The sequence below is a fragment of the Paracoccaceae bacterium Fryx2 genome, assembly GCA_032334235.1.
Taxonomy (GTDB): Bacteria; Pseudomonadota; Alphaproteobacteria; order Rhodobacterales; family Rhodobacteraceae; genus JAVSGI01.
In genome coordinates this window covers 1,395,683-1,410,627 of record JAVSGI010000005.1, presented here as the reverse complement: position 1 = coordinate 1,410,627, position 14,945 = coordinate 1,395,683, and the positions used below count along the sequence as shown (strand labels likewise).

Genomic DNA, 14,945 nt, shown 5'->3' with positions numbered 1-14,945 from the left:
CCATTTTTCGCCTGCATCGGCCCGGATTGGTGGGTCATTCTCCCAAAAAATCCCGTTGCCTCCCAGGCTTTCCCATGGCACTCAGGATTCACGAAGACGAGAGTGGCAGACGACAAACAGGGGCATCGACAAGACCCCGAACAAGGCAAAAAGCAGGCTCATACAGGCAACCTCTCTCGTCCCTTAAAAAACCAGAGATCCGGCACGCGGGCGAGCAGCACTCCCCCAGGTGGCGCGCGTAGTTGGACACCCAGCGATGGGACAGGCGGCGGATCGTGCAGTGGCAGCTGGCACGGTCCGCCGTTTCTATTTCCGGGCCCGGACATCCGGGTTCGCTTCAAGACCCGCAACAGCCGGGCCGGAAGCAGAGGGCAGTGAAGGAGCCGTAAGGCCGTGTCAGAGGCGTTCAGGGGCGAATTCAACCAGAAGGTTGACAGCAAGGCAAGGGTTTCGATCCCCGCAGCCTTTCGCCGTGTCCTGGAGGCTGGTGACCCCAATTTCCCCGGCAACCCGCGTGCCCGGTTCATTCTGGTCTATGGCGGCGAAACCCGCCGGTTCCTCGAATGCTACACCCTCACCGAAATGGCCCGGCTCGAACGCCGCGTCGCCCGGATGCCGGTCGGTGACAAGAAGCGCATCTACCTGACCCGCAACCTGATCACCCGCTCGCTCGAAGTCGAGATCGACGACGACGGCCGCATCGTGCTGCCGCCCAAGGGGCGCGACAAGATCGAACTTGCGATGGCCGAACTGAAGGACGGGTCCGAGGCGACCTTCGCCGGCATGTTGAACGCCTTCCAGATCTGGAAGCGCGACACCTACGACTCCGACTCCGGCCAGGCCGGGGCAGAACAGGATCTGCTGGCCGAGGGCGAGGACATGCTCTCGCTCCTGCCCCCCGACGACGACGACACGGAGGGCTGACCCATGCCCCCGCGCGCCCCCGACCCCGATCAGCCGCACGTCCCCGTGCTTCTGGCCCCTCTGCTGGCCGCCGTCGCCCCGGTTACCGGCCTCTGGCTCGACGGCACCTTCGGCGCGGGCGGCTACGCGCGCGGCCTTCTGGATGCCGGGGCCACCACGGTGATCGGCGTCGACCGCGACCCCGCGGCGCTGGAAATGGCCGCCGCCTGGGCCGGCACCTACGGCGACCGGCTGCGGCTGGTGGCGGGCACGTTTTCCGCCCTCGACACCTATGCCGACGCGCCCCTCGACGGCATCGTGCTCGACCTCGGCGTGTCCTCGATGCAGCTTGACCAGGCCCAGCGCGGCTTTTCCTTCGCCAAGGACGGCCCGCTCGACATGCGGATGAGCCAGGACGGCCCCAGCGCGCAGGACATCGTCAACACCGAGTCCGAGGAACACCTGGCCGACATCCTCTACCTTTACGGCGAGGAACGCGCCTCGCGCCGCATCGCGCGCGCCATCGTCTCCGCCCGCACCGCAGCGCCGATCATCACCACGCTCCAGCTTTCCGAGATCGTCAGCCGCTGCCTGCCGCGCCCCAAGCCGGGGCAAAGCCACCCCGCGACCCGCAGCTTCCAGGCGATCCGCATCGCGGTGAATGCCGAGTTTTCCGAACTGGCCGAAGGGCTTGCCGCCGCCGAACGCGCGCTGAAACCCGGCGGCAAGCTGGCGGTCGTGACCTTCCACAGCCTCGAAGACCGCATCGTGAAGCGCTTCTTCCAGCTCCGCTCGGGCGGCGAGGCGCAGGCCAACCGCTACGCCCCGGCCCGCGCCGAGGATACCCCGCGCTTCACCCTGCTGACCCGCCGCGCCGTCGCGGCCGACGATGCCGAACTGGCCGCCAACCCGCGCTCGCGCTCCGCCAGGCTGCGTGTCGGCCAACGCACCGATGCCCCGGCCGGCCGGGCCGAGGATGCCGCCCTCGGCGTGCCGCAATTCACCCGGAAAGGACGCCGCTGATGCGCCCCGTGATGTATATCCTGACCTTTCTCGCCGTGATGGGGCTGGCCTTCTGGGCCTACCGCGAGAATTACGCCACCCAGCAGGCGCTCAAGGAAGTCTCGTCCCTGCAAGGGCAGATCGCGGGCCTGCGCGAGGCGCTGTCGGTGCAGCGCGCCGAATGGGCCTACCTCAACCGCCCCGCCCGGCTGCGCGAGCTGACCACGATCAACTTCGACCGCCTGCGCCTCCTGCCGCTGGAACCCGAACAGTTCGGCCAGGCGGCGCTGCTGGCCTACCCCGCCCCCGCCCTGCCCGAAATATCAGAGACCGTCGACCTGTCCGGCGACCAGGAGGCTTTCCCGTGATCCGCACCCCCCTGCGCCCGCTGGCGCGCATCCTTTCCGCCCGTGCCAGGGGCGAAAACCCCGAGCTGATCGAACGCGAGAACCGCGCCCGGCGCGGCGAGGCGCTGCGCGACCGCGCCAAGTCCCGCGCCGAGGGGCGGCTGCTGATCCTCGGCCTCGCCTTCTTCGCCGCCTTCACGGTGATCGGCGCCCGCATGGGGCTGCTGGCGGCCTCGGTGCCGATGGAGCCTCGCTCCGCCGCGCCGGGGGCCGAGATCCTGGCGCAGCGTTCCGACATCACCGACCGCAACGGCCGCGTGCTGGCCACCAACATGCTGACGCACTCGCTCTACGCCCAGCCCAAGGACACGGTCGATCCCGCCCGCGTTGCCCGCGAACTGGCGGTGATCTTTCCCGACATGGATGCCGCGGCGCTGGAACGCCGCTTCACCGACGGGCGCAGCTTCATGTGGGTGCGCCGCGTGCTCTCGCCCGAACAGCGCCAGGCCGTGCATGACATCGGTGACCCCGGCCTCCTGTTCGGCCCGCGCGAGATGCGGCTCTATCCCAACGGCCGGCTGGCCGCGCATGTGCTGGGCGGCGCCAGTTTCGGCGCCGAAGGCGTGCATTCGGCCGAGGTGATCGGCACGGCCGGCATCGAGAAGGCGCTCGACGCCCGGCTGCGCGACCCGGCGCAGGGCGGCGCACCGGTGGCGCTCTCGATCGACCTGACGGTGCAGGCCACCACCGAAGAGGTGCTGTTCGCCGGCATGAAGATGATGAACGCCAAGGGCGCCGCCGCCATCCTGATGGACGTGCATTCCGGCGAGATCCTGGCCATGGCCTCGCTGCCCGATTTCGACCCCAACAACCGGCCCCAGCCCCTGACCACCGGCGATGCCGGCGACAGCCCGCTGTTCAACCGCGCGGTGCAGGGGGTTTACGAGCTTGGCTCCACCTTCAAGATCTTCGCCGTGGCGCAGGCGCTGGAACTGGGCCTGCTGAACCCCGAAACCATGGTCGATGCCAACTCTCCGATGCAATGGGGCAAGTTCAGGATCAAGGAGTTCGAGGGCAAGAACTACGGCCCGCTGCTGTCGGCCACCGACGTGATCGTGAAATCCTCCAACGTCGGTTCGGCCCGCATCGGCCTGATGATCGGCGGCCTGCGCCAGCAGGCGTTCCTGAAATCGCTCGGCATGTTCGACGCGACCCCGGTCGAGCTGATCGAGGCGCCCGGCGCCAAGCCGCTGATCCCGTCGCGCTGGGCCGAGATCGTCACGATCACGACCTCCTACGGCCACGGCATGTCGGCCAGCCCGCTGCACCTTGCCGCGGCCTATGCCACCGTGGCCAACGGCGGCACCACCGTGCGCCCGACCCTGCTGCACGGCGCCCCTCACGAACCCGGCACGCGCGTGCTGTCCGAACGCAACTCTGCCGCGGCCGTGTCGATGCTGCGCCAGGTCGTGACCAAGGGCACCGCCTCGATGGGCGAGGTGCCGGGCTATGCCGTGGCCGGCAAGACCGGCACCGCAGACAAGCCCAAACCCACCGGCGGCTACTACAAGGACAAGGTTATCAACACCTTCGCCAGCGTGTTCCCGGCCAATGCCCCGAAATACGTCCTGATCGTCACCCTCGACGAGCCGGTCGAAACCTCCGGCCCCAAGCCGCGCCGCACCGCCGGCTGGACGGCCGTTCCGGTCGCGGCCGAGATCATCCGCCGCACCGCGCCGCTGCTCGGCCTGCGACCCGAGGTTGAACTTGCCCCTCCCCTTGCGCTAACTGCCGTCGGCGACTGACGGGGCAGGGGGCTGCAATGGCGGATCACACGAAATCACTGGCGGATCTGGGGCTGACCGCGCGCGGCGGGCGCGAGGCACGCATCACCGGCCTTGCGGTCGACAGCCGCGCGGTGCGGACCGGCTATCTGTTCGCCGCGCTGCCGGGGGCCAGGCTGCACGGCGCAAGCTTTCTCGACACCGCGCTGCAACAGGGGGCCCGCGCCATCCTGACCGATGCCGCAGGGGCGGCGCTGGCGCAGGACATCATGGCCCAGACCGGCATCGAGGTGCCGCTGGTCGTGGCGCAGGATCCGCGCCAGGCCCTTGCATGGGCCGCGGCCCTGTGGTTCGGCGCGCAGCCCGAAACCATGGTCGCCGTCACCGGCACCAACGGCAAGACCTCGGTCGCCACCTTCACCCGCCAGATCTGGATGGCTTTGGGCCATGCCGCGATCAACATCGGCACCACCGGAGTCGAGGGCGCCTGGGCCGCCCCCAGCCCCCACACCACGCCCGAACCGATCACCCTGCACCGGCTGCTGTCGCAGGCGGCCGAGGGCGGCGTCACCCATGCCGCGATGGAGGCGTCGTCGCACGGCCTCGACCAGCGCCGCCTCGACGGCGTGCGCCTCAAGGCGGCAGGCTTCACCAACTTCACCCAGGACCACCTCGATTACCACGGCACCTTCGAAGCCTATTTCGCGGCCAAGGCCGGTCTGTTCGACCGGCTGCTGCCGCCCGGCGGCACCGCCGTGATCAACCTCGACGACCCGCGCGGGCCCGAGGTCGCGGCCATCGCCTCGGCCCGCGGCCAGGCCGTGCTGGGCGTCGGCCACGCCCCCGACTGCGACCTGCGCATCCTCGGCCAGCGGTTCGACGCCACCGGGCAGGATCTGCGGCTTGGCTGGCAGGGCCAGCCGCACCAGATCCGCCTTGGCCTGATCGGCGGCTTCCAGGCCGAGAACGTGGCCCTCGCCGCGGGCCTCGCCATCGCCTCCGGTTCCGCCGCCGCCGACGTGCTGGCGACCCTGCCGCAGCTTTCCGGCGTGCGCGGCCGGATGCAGCTTGCCGCTACCCGCGCCAACGGCGCCTCGGTCTTCGTCGATTACGCCCACACCCCCGACGCCATCGAAACCGCGCTCAAGGCGCTGCGCCCGCATGTCATGGGCCGCATCATCATCGTGTTCGGCGCCGGCGGCGACCGCGACCGCGGCAAGCGCCCGCTGATGGGCCGCGCCGCCGCCGCCCACGCCGACGTGCTCTACGTCACCGACGACAACCCCCGTTCCGAATCCCCCGCCGCCATCCGCGCCGCCATCCTCGAAGCCTGCCCCGAGGCCAACGAGGTCGGAGACCGCGCCGAGGCGATCCTGCGCGGCGTCGATGCCCTGCTGCCCGGCGACGCCCTGCTGATCGCAGGCAAGGGCCACGAATCCGGCCAGGTCATCGCGGGCGACATCTATCCGTTCGACGATGTCGAGCAGGCCTCGGTCGCCGTCGCAGCCCTCGACGGCCTGCCATGATCCGCCCTCCTCCCGGCACCGCTCCCGCACCCTGCCTTCCCGGCCCCCACGTCCTGCGCCTTTCATCTTGGTCCAAGTATCCCGGGGGGCGCGGGGGCTGGCCCCCCGCTTCTGTCCGTCCTTCGAAAGCCTCCCGCGATGACCCCCCTCTGGACCGCCCAGGACGCCGCCGCCGCCACCAAGGGCCGCGCCACCACCGCATGGCAGGCCACCGGCGTCTCGATCGACACCCGCACCCTTGCCCCGGGCGACCTGTTCATCGCCCTGACAGACCAGCGCGACGGCCACGATTTCGTGGCCCAGGCGCTGGCCAAGGGCGCCGCCGCCGCCCTCGTCTCGCGCATTCCCGACGGCCTGCCCGCCGACGCGCCCCTGCTTGTCGTCCCCGACGTGCTCCGCGCCCTCGAAGACCTCGGCCGTGCCGCGCGTGCCCGCTCGGGCGCAAAGGTGATCGGCGTCACCGGGTCGGTCGGCAAGACCTCGACCAAGGAAATGCTGCGCGTCATGCTGGCCGGGCAGGGCAGCGTCCACGCGGCCGAGGCGAGCTACAACAACCACTGGGGCGTGCCCCTGACCCTCGCCCGCCTGCCGCCCGACGCCGGTTTCGCGGTGATCGAGATCGGCATGAACCACCCCGGCGAGATTGCCCCGCTGGCCCGCATGGCCCGCCTGCACGTCGCCCTGATCACCACCGTCGCCCCGGCACACCTTGAAGCCTTTGCCGACCTCGACGGCATCGCCCACGAAAAGGCCGCGATCCTCGACGGGGTAGAGCCCGGCGGCACCGCCATCCTGCCCGCCGACCTCGCCGTGACCCCGATCCTGACTGCCAAGGCCGCCGCCCTCGGGCTCAAGACCCACCTGTTCGGCACCGCCCCCGCCGCCGACATCCATCTTGACGACCTGACGCTGACCGAAGGCGCCTCGATCCTGCGCACCACCATCGCGGGCAAACCGCGGCTCTTCAAGGTCTCCAGCCCCGGCCGCCACTTCGCGATGAACGCGCTTGCGGTGATGGCGGTGGCCGAGACGCTGCACCTCGACCCCGGCATCGCGGCGGGCGACCTTGGCCGCTGGCACCCCCCGGCAGGGCGCGGCACGCGCGAGCGCATCCTGCTCGACCCGCTGGATGACATCGGCTTCGACCTGATCGACGACGCCTTCAACGCCAACCCCGCCTCGCTGGCGGCCAGCCTCGACGTGCTGGCGCTGTTCAACCCGACCAATGATGTCGGCCGCATCGCCAGTGGCCGCCGCATCGCCATCCTGGGCGACATGCTCGAACTCGGCCCCGACGAGACGGCGCTGCACCGGGCCGTCGCAGGCCACCCCGCGCTGTCGCAGATCACCACCGTCCATTGCGTCGGCCCCCGGATGCGCGCCCTGCACGACGCCCTGCCCAGACGCCAGCGCGGCGAATGGGTCGAAACCGCGGCCGAACTGGTGGCCCGCGCCCCCACCCTGGTCGACGCCGGGGACATCGTGCTGGTCAAGGGATCTAAGGGCATCAAGGTCAGCCTGGTGGTTGACGCCCTGCGCAAATTGGGTCAGGCGGGCACTCCAAAAGACAAGGCACCCCGCACCAAGGGGTCACAGACCCGAGGACACGAGTAGATGCTGTACTGGCTGACCCAGTTTTCCGATGGCGGCGACCTTTTCAACCTGTTCCGCTACATCACCTTCCGCGCCGGGGCGGCCTTCTTCACCGCGCTGATCTTCGGCTTCATCTTCGGGCGGCCGCTGATCGACCTGTTGCGCCGCAGGCAGGGCAAGGGCCAGCCGATCCGCGACGATGGCCCGCAAAGCCATTTCGCCAAGGCGGGCACGCCCACGATGGGGGGCCTGCTGATCCTGTCGGCGCTGCTGTTTTCGACCCTGCTCTGGGCGCGGCTCGACAATCCGCATGTCTGGATCGTGCTGCTCGTCACCTTCGCCTTCGGGATGATCGGCTTTGCGGACGATTACGCCAAGGTCACCAAGCAGAACACCAAGGGCGTCTCCAGCCGCGTGCGCTTCCTGCTGGGGCTGGTGATCGCGGGGCTTGCCGCCTTCGCCGCCGCCCGCTTCCACCCCGACGCGCTGACCAACCAGCTTGCCTTGCCGGTGTTCAAGAACTCGCTGATCAACCTCGGCTGGTTCTTCGTGCCCTTCGGGATGATCGTGATCGTCGGCGCGGCCAATGCCGTCAACCTGACCGACGGGCTCGACGGCCTCGCCGTCATGCCGGTGATGATCGCAGCGGGCACGCTGGGGGCAATCTCCTATCTCGTCGGCAACTTCAACTTCGCCGAATACCTCGGGGTGCATTTCGTGCCGGGAACGGGGGAATTGCTGATCTTTGCGGCCGCGCTGATCGGCGGCGGGCTGGGGTTCCTGTGGTACAACGCCCCCCCGGCGGCGGTCTTCATGGGCGACACCGGGTCGCTGGCACTCGGCGGCGCGCTGGGGGCCATCGCGGTCTGCACCAAGCATGAAATCGTGCTGGCCATCGTCGGCGGGCTGTTCGTGGTCGAGGCTTTGTCGGTGATAATCCAGGTGCTCTACTACAAGCGCACCGGCAAGCGGGTCTTCCTGATGGCCCCGATCCACCACCATTTCGAGAAGAAGGGCTGGGCCGAACCGCAGATCGTGATCCGTTTCTGGATCATCAGCCTGATCCTCGCCCTGATCGGCCTTGCCACGCTGAAGCTGCGCTGATGGCGCAGGCCGTGCCTCTGGTGCCGCGCACCGCGCTGGTCACCGGGGCCAACCGTGGGCTGGGCCGTGCGATTGCGTCGGGGCTGGCGGCGCGCGGCGTCAAGGTCACGCTCGGCGCGCGCAACGAGGATCAGGGCCGCGCCGCCGCTGCCGCGCTTGGCGTGGCATTCGCCCGGATCGACCTTGCCGATCCCGACAGCTATTTCGACGCCGTGGTGCAGGCGGGCGGGTTCGACATTCTGGTGAACAACGCCGGGGTTCTGTCCGACGTCTCGCTGCTGGCCCCGAAAAGCGACTTTGCCGAGGCGATGGAGGTGATGGTGGCGGCACCCCTCGACCTGATCCGGCTCTGCGTGCCGCACTGGCGCCGCACCGGCTGGGGCCGGATCGTCAACGTCTCCTCGGGCTGGGGCAGCTTTGCCGAGGGGCTGGGCGGCCCCGGCGCCTACGGCATCGCCAAGGCGGCGCTGAACGCGCTGACCCATGCCCTGCCGCGCGACCTGCCGCCCGGCGTCAAGGTCAACGCCTGCTGCCCCGGCCGGGTTGCAACCCGGATGGGCGGCCCCGGCGCGACCCGAACCCCCGAGGAAGGCGCCGACACCCCGATCTGGCTGGCAACCCTGCCCGACAACGGCCCGACCGGCGGCTTATTCCGCGACCGCGCGCCGATCGGCTGGTAAGGCGGGCGGCCTCCGCCCCGGCGGCCCTCCGGCGGCAAGGCCGGGCCGGGCGGCGGCGCCGGGCGTTCTTTGCGCCCCGCCCCGCGCCCGCAGGCCCTTCGGGACGCAATATCCCTTCCAGAATGTTAACATGATTCACAAAATCGTTTGATAACAGTTGGTTGGGCACATTTTCACGCGTGAAATCCCGCCCCCGTCACGCACCCTTGCACCCGCCCGCCGCACCCCCCATTCTGCGCGCCGACAACCGGGAGAGCGGCGAATGATTCCAGTCCAGGGCCATGCAGGCCGAAAAGTTGCCGTCCTCGGCCTCGGCCGGTCCGGCCTCGCCACCGCCCGCGCCCTCGCGGCCGGCGGGGCCGAACCGCTGCTGTGGGACGACAGCCCCGAATCCCGCGCCCGCGCCGAAGCCGAGGGCTTCACCTGCACCGACCTGACCCGCGCGCAGGCTTTCGACGGCGTCGCCGCCCTGATCGTCAGCCCCGGCATCCCCCACCTCTACCCCGCGCCGAACAAGGTGATCGCCCGCGCCTACGAACTCGGGATTCCGGTCGACAACGACATCGGGCTGTTCTTCCGCTCGTTCGCGACCGATGACTGGGAAGCCTTCGACCAGACCCCCCGCGTGGTCTGCATCACCGGATCGAACGGCAAGTCCACCACCACCGCCCTGATCCACCACATCCTTGAGGTCGCGGGCCGCCCGACCCAGATGGCGGGCAACATCGGCCGCGGCGTGCTCGACCTCGATCCGGCGCAGGATGGCGAGGTGATCGTGCTGGAACTTTCCAGCTACCAGACCGACCTCGCCCGCGCCCTGACCCCCGATGTCGCGGTCTTCACCAACCTCTCGCCCGACCATCTGGACCGGCACGGCGGCATGGGCGGCTATTTCGCCGCCAAGCGCCGCCTGTTCGCCGAAGGCGGCCCCGACCGCGCGGTGATCGGCGTCGACGAGGCCGAGGGGCGGTATCTGGCGGGCCAGCTTGCCGAAGGGGCAGAGGATGACCGGGTGATCCGGGTGTCGTCGGGCAGCAAGCTCGAAGGTTTTGGCTGGTCGGTCTTCGCCCGCAAGGGGTTTCTGGCCGAATGGCGGCGCGGCAAGCAGGTGGCCTCGGTCGATCTGCGCGCCATGCCGGGCCTGCCGGGCGCGCACAACCACCAGAACGCCTGCGCCGCCTTCGCCGCCTGTCGCTCGCTTGGCATCGGGCCGAAGCTGATCGAGACCGCCCTGCACAGCTTTGCGGGCCTGCCCCACCGCAGCCAGACCGTCGGCCTGCACAACGGGGTGCGCTACGTCAACGACAGCAAGGCGACCAACGTCGACAGCGCCGCCAAGGCGCTGCAAGCCTTCCCCCGCATCCGCTGGATCGCCGGAGGCCTGGGCAAGGACGGCGGCATCGCGGCGCTGGCGCCGCATCTCGGCTCGGTGGTGAAGGCCTATCTGATCGGCCATTCCGCCCGCGACTTCGCGCTGCAGATCGGCGCCACCCCGCACGAGATCTGCGAGACCATGGCCCGCGCCGTGGCCCGCGCCGCCGCCGAGGCCGAACCGGGCGAGGTGGTGCTGCTCGCCCCCGCCGCCGCCAGTTTCGACCAGTATCCCGACTTCGAGAAACGTGGCGACGATTTCACGGCACTGGTGCAGGGGCTGGCCGGCGCCTGACCTGCCGGGGGCGGCGCCTGTGGCCGTCGCTGGACGCTCCGCGGGGGATATTCGGGAAAAGAAGAAAGGCGGCCGCGCTCAGGCGCCGCTCAGCGCCGCCCGGAGCCGTGCCCTGGCGCTGACCAGGGCATTGGACAGCCAGGGCGTTTCCGGTGTGCCCGGGTCCAGCCGACGCAGCTGATCCGCGAGAATGGCGAGCGTTTCGGTATCGGTCAAGCCGATCCATGGCGCGGGCAGGACGATGGCACGGGCCCGGCGCATCCGCTGCACGTCGCGACCCCAGACGGCGAACCATGCGGGGCCCGCGATGCGCAGCGACCCGCCTGCGGCGCGCCAGCGTTCGGAAAGCAGCGCAATCTCGGCCCGCCCCGCGACAGAGCGGCTCAGGCGGGCCGTCGTCAGGCGGAACGTCACATCGCCAAGAGCTTCGGCAAGGCGGCGGGATATGGCTGTCGGGCGGGTCATGCGGGTGGGGTGGTGCCTGGATGCGATGGAGCGGATGATGTTCACCACCGCCTACCCGGTGGACACGCTGAACCGCTGACCCGGTGGCGCCCGGAAGGATGTTCTCTTTCAGGGGCGATCTTTGGAAACTTTAATCGCGACCAACTTGATAGACTTTAATGGCGAAGCGAATCGACCGACCAAGAGCAGACCATGACCAGAACGCTGATAGTTCCAGGCCTTGATGGCGCCGAGGCACCGCATTGGCAGCAATGGTGGGCGGCGACCGACCGGAATGCCGTGATGGTGGAACTGTCCGAGCCTTGGCGGCCGACCCCGGCGGTCTGGGAAATCGAACTGGCCACGGCGATCCTGGCCAACCCCGACTGCATTCTGGTCGGACATGCGCTGGGTGCGGTGCTGATTGCGCAGCTGATGGCGACATGGCCGCATCTGAACGTGCGCGCGGCCCTGCTGGTGGCGCCGGTGGAAACGCAGGGCGACGACCGTATCGGGCATTTCGGTGCCCTGCCCGAGGCGCGCCTGACCATCCCGACAACCGTCGTCGCCAGCCGCAATGACCCGTGGATGAGCTTTTCCCGCGCCCGCCATCTGTCGCATGTCTGGGGCAGCGAGCTTGTTGACCTGGGGCTTGCGGGCCATGTCGATGCGGCCTCGGGGTTCGGTCCCTGGGCCCGCGGGAAAGCCCTTCGCGATGACCTTGTGGCGAGGTCGGCACCCGCCGTGGCGGCCGCCCCCGCCCGCCGCCTGTGGGGTTCGCGGATGAGAGGCGCCCGGGTTTGAGGCGCCCGGAAGCGCGTCCGGATGCGAGGCGCCCGGATTTGGAACGACGGCCCCGGCGCTGACCGGGGCCGCACCGGTCCGGCGGGCGCCGGTCGCGCAGGCAGGAAGGCCCCCTGCCTGCGCGGGCTGACGGGGCGACCGGCGCCCCTACCGGTCGCCCCGCAGCCTTGCCTTGTCGCGCAGCACCCCGCGCACCATCTGGCCGAAGGCGCGGTCGCGGTGGCGCGCCTTGGCCAGCGTTTCGGAGTTGTGGCGGTCTTCGCGCCGCAGCTTTTCCCACCGGGCGATGCGGTCGGGGTCAAGCCGGCCGTCCGCCACCGCCGAACGGATCGCGCAGCCCGGCTCCGTCTGGTGCGAGCAGTCGTGAAAACGGCAGGTGCGGGCCAAAGCGTCGAGATCGTCGAACAGCGCGGCGATGCCGTCTTCGGCGTCGGTCAGGCGCAATTCGCGCATTCCCGGCGTGTCGATCAGCCAGCCGCCGACCGCCATCGGCAAGAGGTCGCGCCCGGTCGTGGTGTGCCGCCCCTTGGCGTCATCCTCGCGGATCGGCGCGGTGGAACGCGCCGCCCCAGCCAGCGCATTGGCGAGCGTGGTCTTGCCCACGCCGGAAGACCCCGCCAGCGCCACCGTCCTGCCGGGCCTGCACCACTCGGCCAGCGCCGTGCCGACATCGCCCGACAGCGCGTCGAGCGTGCGGGCCTCGACCCGCCGGTTGACCGCCCTTGCACGGTCGGCCCAGGAAGCGGGGCCGTCGCAGAGGTCGGCCTTGGTCAGCAGGATCACCGGTTCCACCCCGGCCCCAAGCGCCAGCGCCAGATAGCGTTCCAGCCGCGCCGGGTTGAAATCGGCGTTGCACGAGGTGACGACGAACAGCGTATCGACGTTCGCCGCGATAAGCTGCCGCGCCGCGCCGGTTCCCGCCGCGCGGCGGGCAAGGCAGGTGCGCCGGTCCAGCAGCCGCAGCAGGCGCTGGTCACGGGCCAGCGCCCAGTCGCCCACGGCAACCTCGCCGGTGGAAAGCCCGGGCGGCGGGATCAGGGAAAGCGGACCGTCGGCCCCGATCGCCTCTACCCGGTTGCGGTGGACAGCCGAGATGCGGCAGGGGGTGGTGGTGCCGATTTCATCCAGATCAAGCTGGCGCAGGAAATCGAGAGCCCAGCCGAGATCGGCGAGCGTCAAGGGTGTGGTCAAGGGAAAGCCCTCGCAAAAGACTGAAGGTCTGGCACCAGGGGCGCCGGTTGCGTTCAGACGGGCGAGGCGGCGGCGGAAGGTCCGCTCAGACGGCCCCGGCCCGGAGGGATGCAAGCTCTGACATGGCCTCTCCTTTGCTGCTGTGGCGCGGGCGCCGGTTGATCCGGAAAGTTCGGATCGAATCGATGCAGAAGCGCGTCGCGCCATTTTGCGTATTGATCATACGCCCGGGCCGTTCTTTTCGCAAGGTTTTGCACGGTATCTGCAGCCCTGGCCCCGGCACGGGGCGTTGCCCGCCTGCCTGGCCCGCCATGCCGTCAGGCCCCGCCGGCCTCGGCCGGCCATTGCAGCGCGGGCGTTCGTCCTGCTTTCGCTGACCATACGCGACGGACCGAGGAGGGCCGCCGAGAAGCCCGGCACGGCGATGGCTGTCGGCCCGGCGGAAAGGTCAGGTGGCGGCCGACAGGTTCACCCGCGCCGCCAGCGCCTCGGCGCTTTCCCTGCGCTCGGAATAGCGGTCTACCAGATAGTCGGCGCGGTCGCGGGTCAGCAGGGTGAACTTCATCAGTTCTTCCATCACATCGACGATCCGGTCGTAGAACGGCGACGGGCGCATCCGGCCCGCCGCGTCGAACTCCTGAAACGCCTTGGGGATCGAGGACTGGTTCGGAATGGTGATCAGCCGCATCCAGCGGCCCAGAATCCGCATCTGGTTGACCGCATTGAAGCTTTGCGACCCGCCCGACACCTGCATCACCGCGAGCGTCTTGCCCTGCGTCGGGCGCACGGCGCCTTCGCTCAGCGGCACCCAGTCGATCTGGGTCTTCATCAGGCCGGTCATCGCGCCGTGCCGTTCGGGGGAGGACCAGACCATGCCCTCGCTCCACGTCACCAGATCGCGCAGTTCGCGCACCTTCGGGTGGGTGGCGTCGGCCCCGTCATCGGCCAGCGGCAGGCCCGAGGGGTTGTAGAACCGGACCTCGGCGCCAAGCCGGGTAAGGATGCGCCCCGCCTCTTCACCCGACAGCCGGCTGAAGCTGCGCGGACGCAACGAGCCGTAAAGGATCAGGATGCGCGGCGGGTGCGCGGCCGGGGCCGGCGCCAGAAGCCGGGCACGGTCGATGCCCGCAAGCAGCGCGTCGTCGATGTTCGGCGTGTCGGTCATGCTGGAAAGCTCCTCGGCGTGCGGTTGGCAAGGGCGACCACCGTCAGAAGGCGCGGAACCGGGGCGGGCTTGATCCGGGCGGTGCAGGCCGTCACCGCGGCCGCTCCGCCGCGTGCCATCCGCCGCGACCCGGTCAGGTGGAAACCGCTCATGTCGGTTCTTTCGGGCCGGGGGCGCAGCAGGCATCGGCTGCGGGCGTGACCAGACCGGCGACGAAGGCCGACAGGCCGGACAATGCGGCAGGGTTCAGCGCATAGCAGACGCGCGGCCCGGAAATCTCGCCCCGGATCACGCCTGCGGCCTTCAGGATGCGCAGGTGTTCCGACACGGTCGATTGCGCCAGCCCCACGGCGCCGACGATATCGCCGCCGATGCAGCCCGGCGTTGCCAGCAGCAATCGCAGGATGCGGATGCGAGCCGGGTGGCCGAGCGCCTTGGCCAGGTCGGCCACGCGGTTGTCTTCGGGCAGGATCATGGCGGCCATTTCGTTTCTCGACGAAAGGCGATGTTGCATGATGCGGGCGTGGGCGTCAACCCCCTGCGCGCCGAAACGCATCGGGCTGCGGATCTTCCGGCCGGGGCGTTCTGGCGGCCGGGGTGGGGGAACGGAAACGCAACGTGGCCCGCCGGAATTCTGACGGAATGCGGGCAAGGGAGAGCTGTCGGCGCCCGGACAAGATTTTGCGACAGGGTTCAACAGCAGTTGACGATCCGGCGCCGCCGCTGCACTTAGTCG

General features: G+C 69.8%; 15 protein-coding genes. 10 read left to right on the top strand and 5 right to left on the bottom strand.

Annotated features, from left to right (window positions below; all coding sequences use genetic code 11):
- Positions 1-393: 393 nt before the first annotated feature.
- The 9 genes from mraZ (at position 394) to murD (ending at position 10,605) form a co-directional block, all read left to right on the top strand.
- The gene (mraZ, locus tag RNZ50_16015; GenBank protein MDT8856501.1) at positions 394-924 is read left to right on the top strand and encodes a division/cell wall cluster transcriptional repressor MraZ; all 531 of its coding nucleotides are present in this window, start codon (positions 394-396) and stop codon (positions 922-924) included.
- Between the two features lie 3 nt (positions 925-927).
- Positions 928-1,926: a 16S rRNA (cytosine(1402)-N(4))-methyltransferase RsmH gene (gene rsmH / locus RNZ50_16010; protein MDT8856500.1), complete on the top strand. Its 999-nt coding sequence runs from the start codon at positions 928-930 to the stop codon at positions 1,924-1,926.
- Entirely contained in the window at positions 1,926-2,273 is a 348-nt protein-coding gene (locus tag RNZ50_16005; protein ID MDT8856499.1) for a cell division protein FtsL, read from the top strand. The genes rsmH and RNZ50_16005 overlap by 1 nt, the downstream gene beginning before the upstream one ends.
- Positions 2,270-4,057, top strand: coding sequence for a penicillin-binding protein 2 (locus RNZ50_16000; GenBank protein ID MDT8856498.1), 1,788 nt, complete (start codon positions 2,270-2,272; stop codon positions 4,055-4,057). Before RNZ50_16005 ends, RNZ50_16000 begins: the two co-directional genes overlap by 4 nt.
- A gap of 17 nt (positions 4,058-4,074) precedes the next feature.
- The gene (locus RNZ50_15995; protein MDT8856497.1) at positions 4,075-5,562 is read left to right on the top strand and encodes a UDP-N-acetylmuramoyl-L-alanyl-D-glutamate--2,6-diaminopimelate ligase; all 1,488 of its coding nucleotides are present in this window, start codon (positions 4,075-4,077) and stop codon (positions 5,560-5,562) included.
- Positions 5,563-5,700: 138 nt separating this feature from the next.
- Positions 5,701-7,176, top strand: coding sequence for a UDP-N-acetylmuramoyl-tripeptide--D-alanyl-D-alanine ligase (gene murF / locus RNZ50_15990; protein ID MDT8856496.1), 1,476 nt, complete (start codon positions 5,701-5,703; stop codon positions 7,174-7,176).
- On the top strand, positions 7,177-8,259 hold the full coding sequence (mraY, locus tag RNZ50_15985; protein MDT8856495.1) for a phospho-N-acetylmuramoyl-pentapeptide-transferase: 1,083 nt from the start codon (positions 7,177-7,179) through the stop codon (positions 8,257-8,259).
- Complete coding sequence (locus tag RNZ50_15980) at positions 8,259-8,939, top strand: SDR family NAD(P)-dependent oxidoreductase (protein MDT8856494.1); 681 nt, start codon at positions 8,259-8,261, stop codon at positions 8,937-8,939. The genes mraY and RNZ50_15980 overlap by 1 nt, the downstream gene beginning before the upstream one ends.
- Positions 8,940-9,201: 262 nt before the next feature.
- Positions 9,202-10,605, top strand: coding sequence for a UDP-N-acetylmuramoyl-L-alanine--D-glutamate ligase (murD, locus tag RNZ50_15975; protein MDT8856493.1), 1,404 nt, complete (start codon positions 9,202-9,204; stop codon positions 10,603-10,605).
- Positions 10,606-10,683: 78 nt separating this feature from the next.
- On the opposite strand, the gene RNZ50_15970 is transcribed toward murD, so the two are convergent.
- The gene (locus RNZ50_15970; protein MDT8856492.1) at positions 10,684-11,115 is read right to left on the bottom strand and encodes a hypothetical protein; all 432 of its coding nucleotides are present in this window, start codon (positions 11,113-11,115) and stop codon (positions 10,684-10,686) included.
- A gap of 147 nt (positions 11,116-11,262) precedes the next feature.
- Between RNZ50_15970 and RNZ50_15965 the strand changes: the two genes are divergently transcribed.
- Positions 11,263-11,853, top strand: a complete 591-nt coding sequence (locus RNZ50_15965; GenBank protein MDT8856491.1) for an alpha/beta hydrolase — start codon at positions 11,263-11,265, stop codon at positions 11,851-11,853.
- 147 nt (positions 11,854-12,000) lie between these two features.
- Here RNZ50_15965 and rsgA read toward each other — a convergent pair whose 3' ends face one another.
- The 4 genes from rsgA to RNZ50_15945 form a co-directional block, all read right to left on the bottom strand.
- Complete coding sequence (rsgA, locus tag RNZ50_15960) at positions 12,001-13,044, bottom strand: ribosome small subunit-dependent GTPase A (protein ID MDT8856490.1); 1,044 nt, start codon at positions 13,042-13,044, stop codon at positions 12,001-12,003.
- A gap of 448 nt (positions 13,045-13,492) precedes the next feature.
- On the bottom strand, positions 13,493-14,209 hold the full coding sequence (arsH, locus tag RNZ50_15955; protein ID MDT8856489.1) for an arsenical resistance protein ArsH: 717 nt from the start codon (positions 14,207-14,209) through the stop codon (positions 13,493-13,495).
- Positions 14,206-14,361, bottom strand: a complete 156-nt coding sequence (locus tag RNZ50_15950) for a hypothetical protein (protein ID MDT8856488.1) — start codon at positions 14,359-14,361, stop codon at positions 14,206-14,208. The genes arsH and RNZ50_15950 overlap by 4 nt, the downstream gene beginning before the upstream one ends.
- A complete protein-coding gene (locus RNZ50_15945) occupies positions 14,358-14,693 on the bottom strand; it encodes a metalloregulator ArsR/SmtB family transcription factor (protein ID MDT8856487.1) in 336 nt (111 codons plus the stop codon). Before RNZ50_15945 ends, RNZ50_15950 begins: the two co-directional genes overlap by 4 nt.
- Between the last annotated feature and the right edge of the window lie 252 nt (positions 14,694-14,945).

What these genes read in the sequence shown, in the direction of transcription:
- murD (MDT8856493.1), top strand. Translation starts at nt 9,202, where the DNA reads ATGATTCCAGTCCAGGGCCATGCAGGCCGAAAAGTTGCCGTCCTCGGC.
- RNZ50_15950 (MDT8856488.1), bottom strand. Translation starts at nt 14,361, where the DNA reads ATGAGCGGTTTCCACCTGACCGGGTCGCGGCGGATGGCACGCGGCGGA.
- mraY (MDT8856495.1), top strand. Translation starts at nt 7,177, where the DNA reads ATGCTGTACTGGCTGACCCAGTTTTCCGATGGCGGCGACCTTTTCAAC.
- RNZ50_15945 (MDT8856487.1), bottom strand. Translation starts at nt 14,693, where the DNA reads ATGGCCGCCATGATCCTGCCCGAAGACAACCGCGTGGCCGACCTGGCC.
- rsmH (MDT8856500.1), top strand. Translation starts at nt 928, where the DNA reads ATGCCCCCGCGCGCCCCCGACCCCGATCAGCCGCACGTCCCCGTGCTT.
- RNZ50_15965 (MDT8856491.1), top strand. Translation starts at nt 11,263, where the DNA reads ATGACCAGAACGCTGATAGTTCCAGGCCTTGATGGCGCCGAGGCACCG.
- RNZ50_15980 (MDT8856494.1), top strand. Translation starts at nt 8,259, where the DNA reads ATGGCGCAGGCCGTGCCTCTGGTGCCGCGCACCGCGCTGGTCACCGGG.
- murF (MDT8856496.1), top strand. Translation starts at nt 5,701, where the DNA reads ATGACCCCCCTCTGGACCGCCCAGGACGCCGCCGCCGCCACCAAGGGC.
- RNZ50_15995 (MDT8856497.1), top strand. Translation starts at nt 4,075, where the DNA reads ATGGCGGATCACACGAAATCACTGGCGGATCTGGGGCTGACCGCGCGC.
- arsH (MDT8856489.1), bottom strand. Translation starts at nt 14,209, where the DNA reads ATGACCGACACGCCGAACATCGACGACGCGCTGCTTGCGGGCATCGAC.
- RNZ50_16005 (MDT8856499.1), top strand. Translation starts at nt 1,926, where the DNA reads ATGCGCCCCGTGATGTATATCCTGACCTTTCTCGCCGTGATGGGGCTG.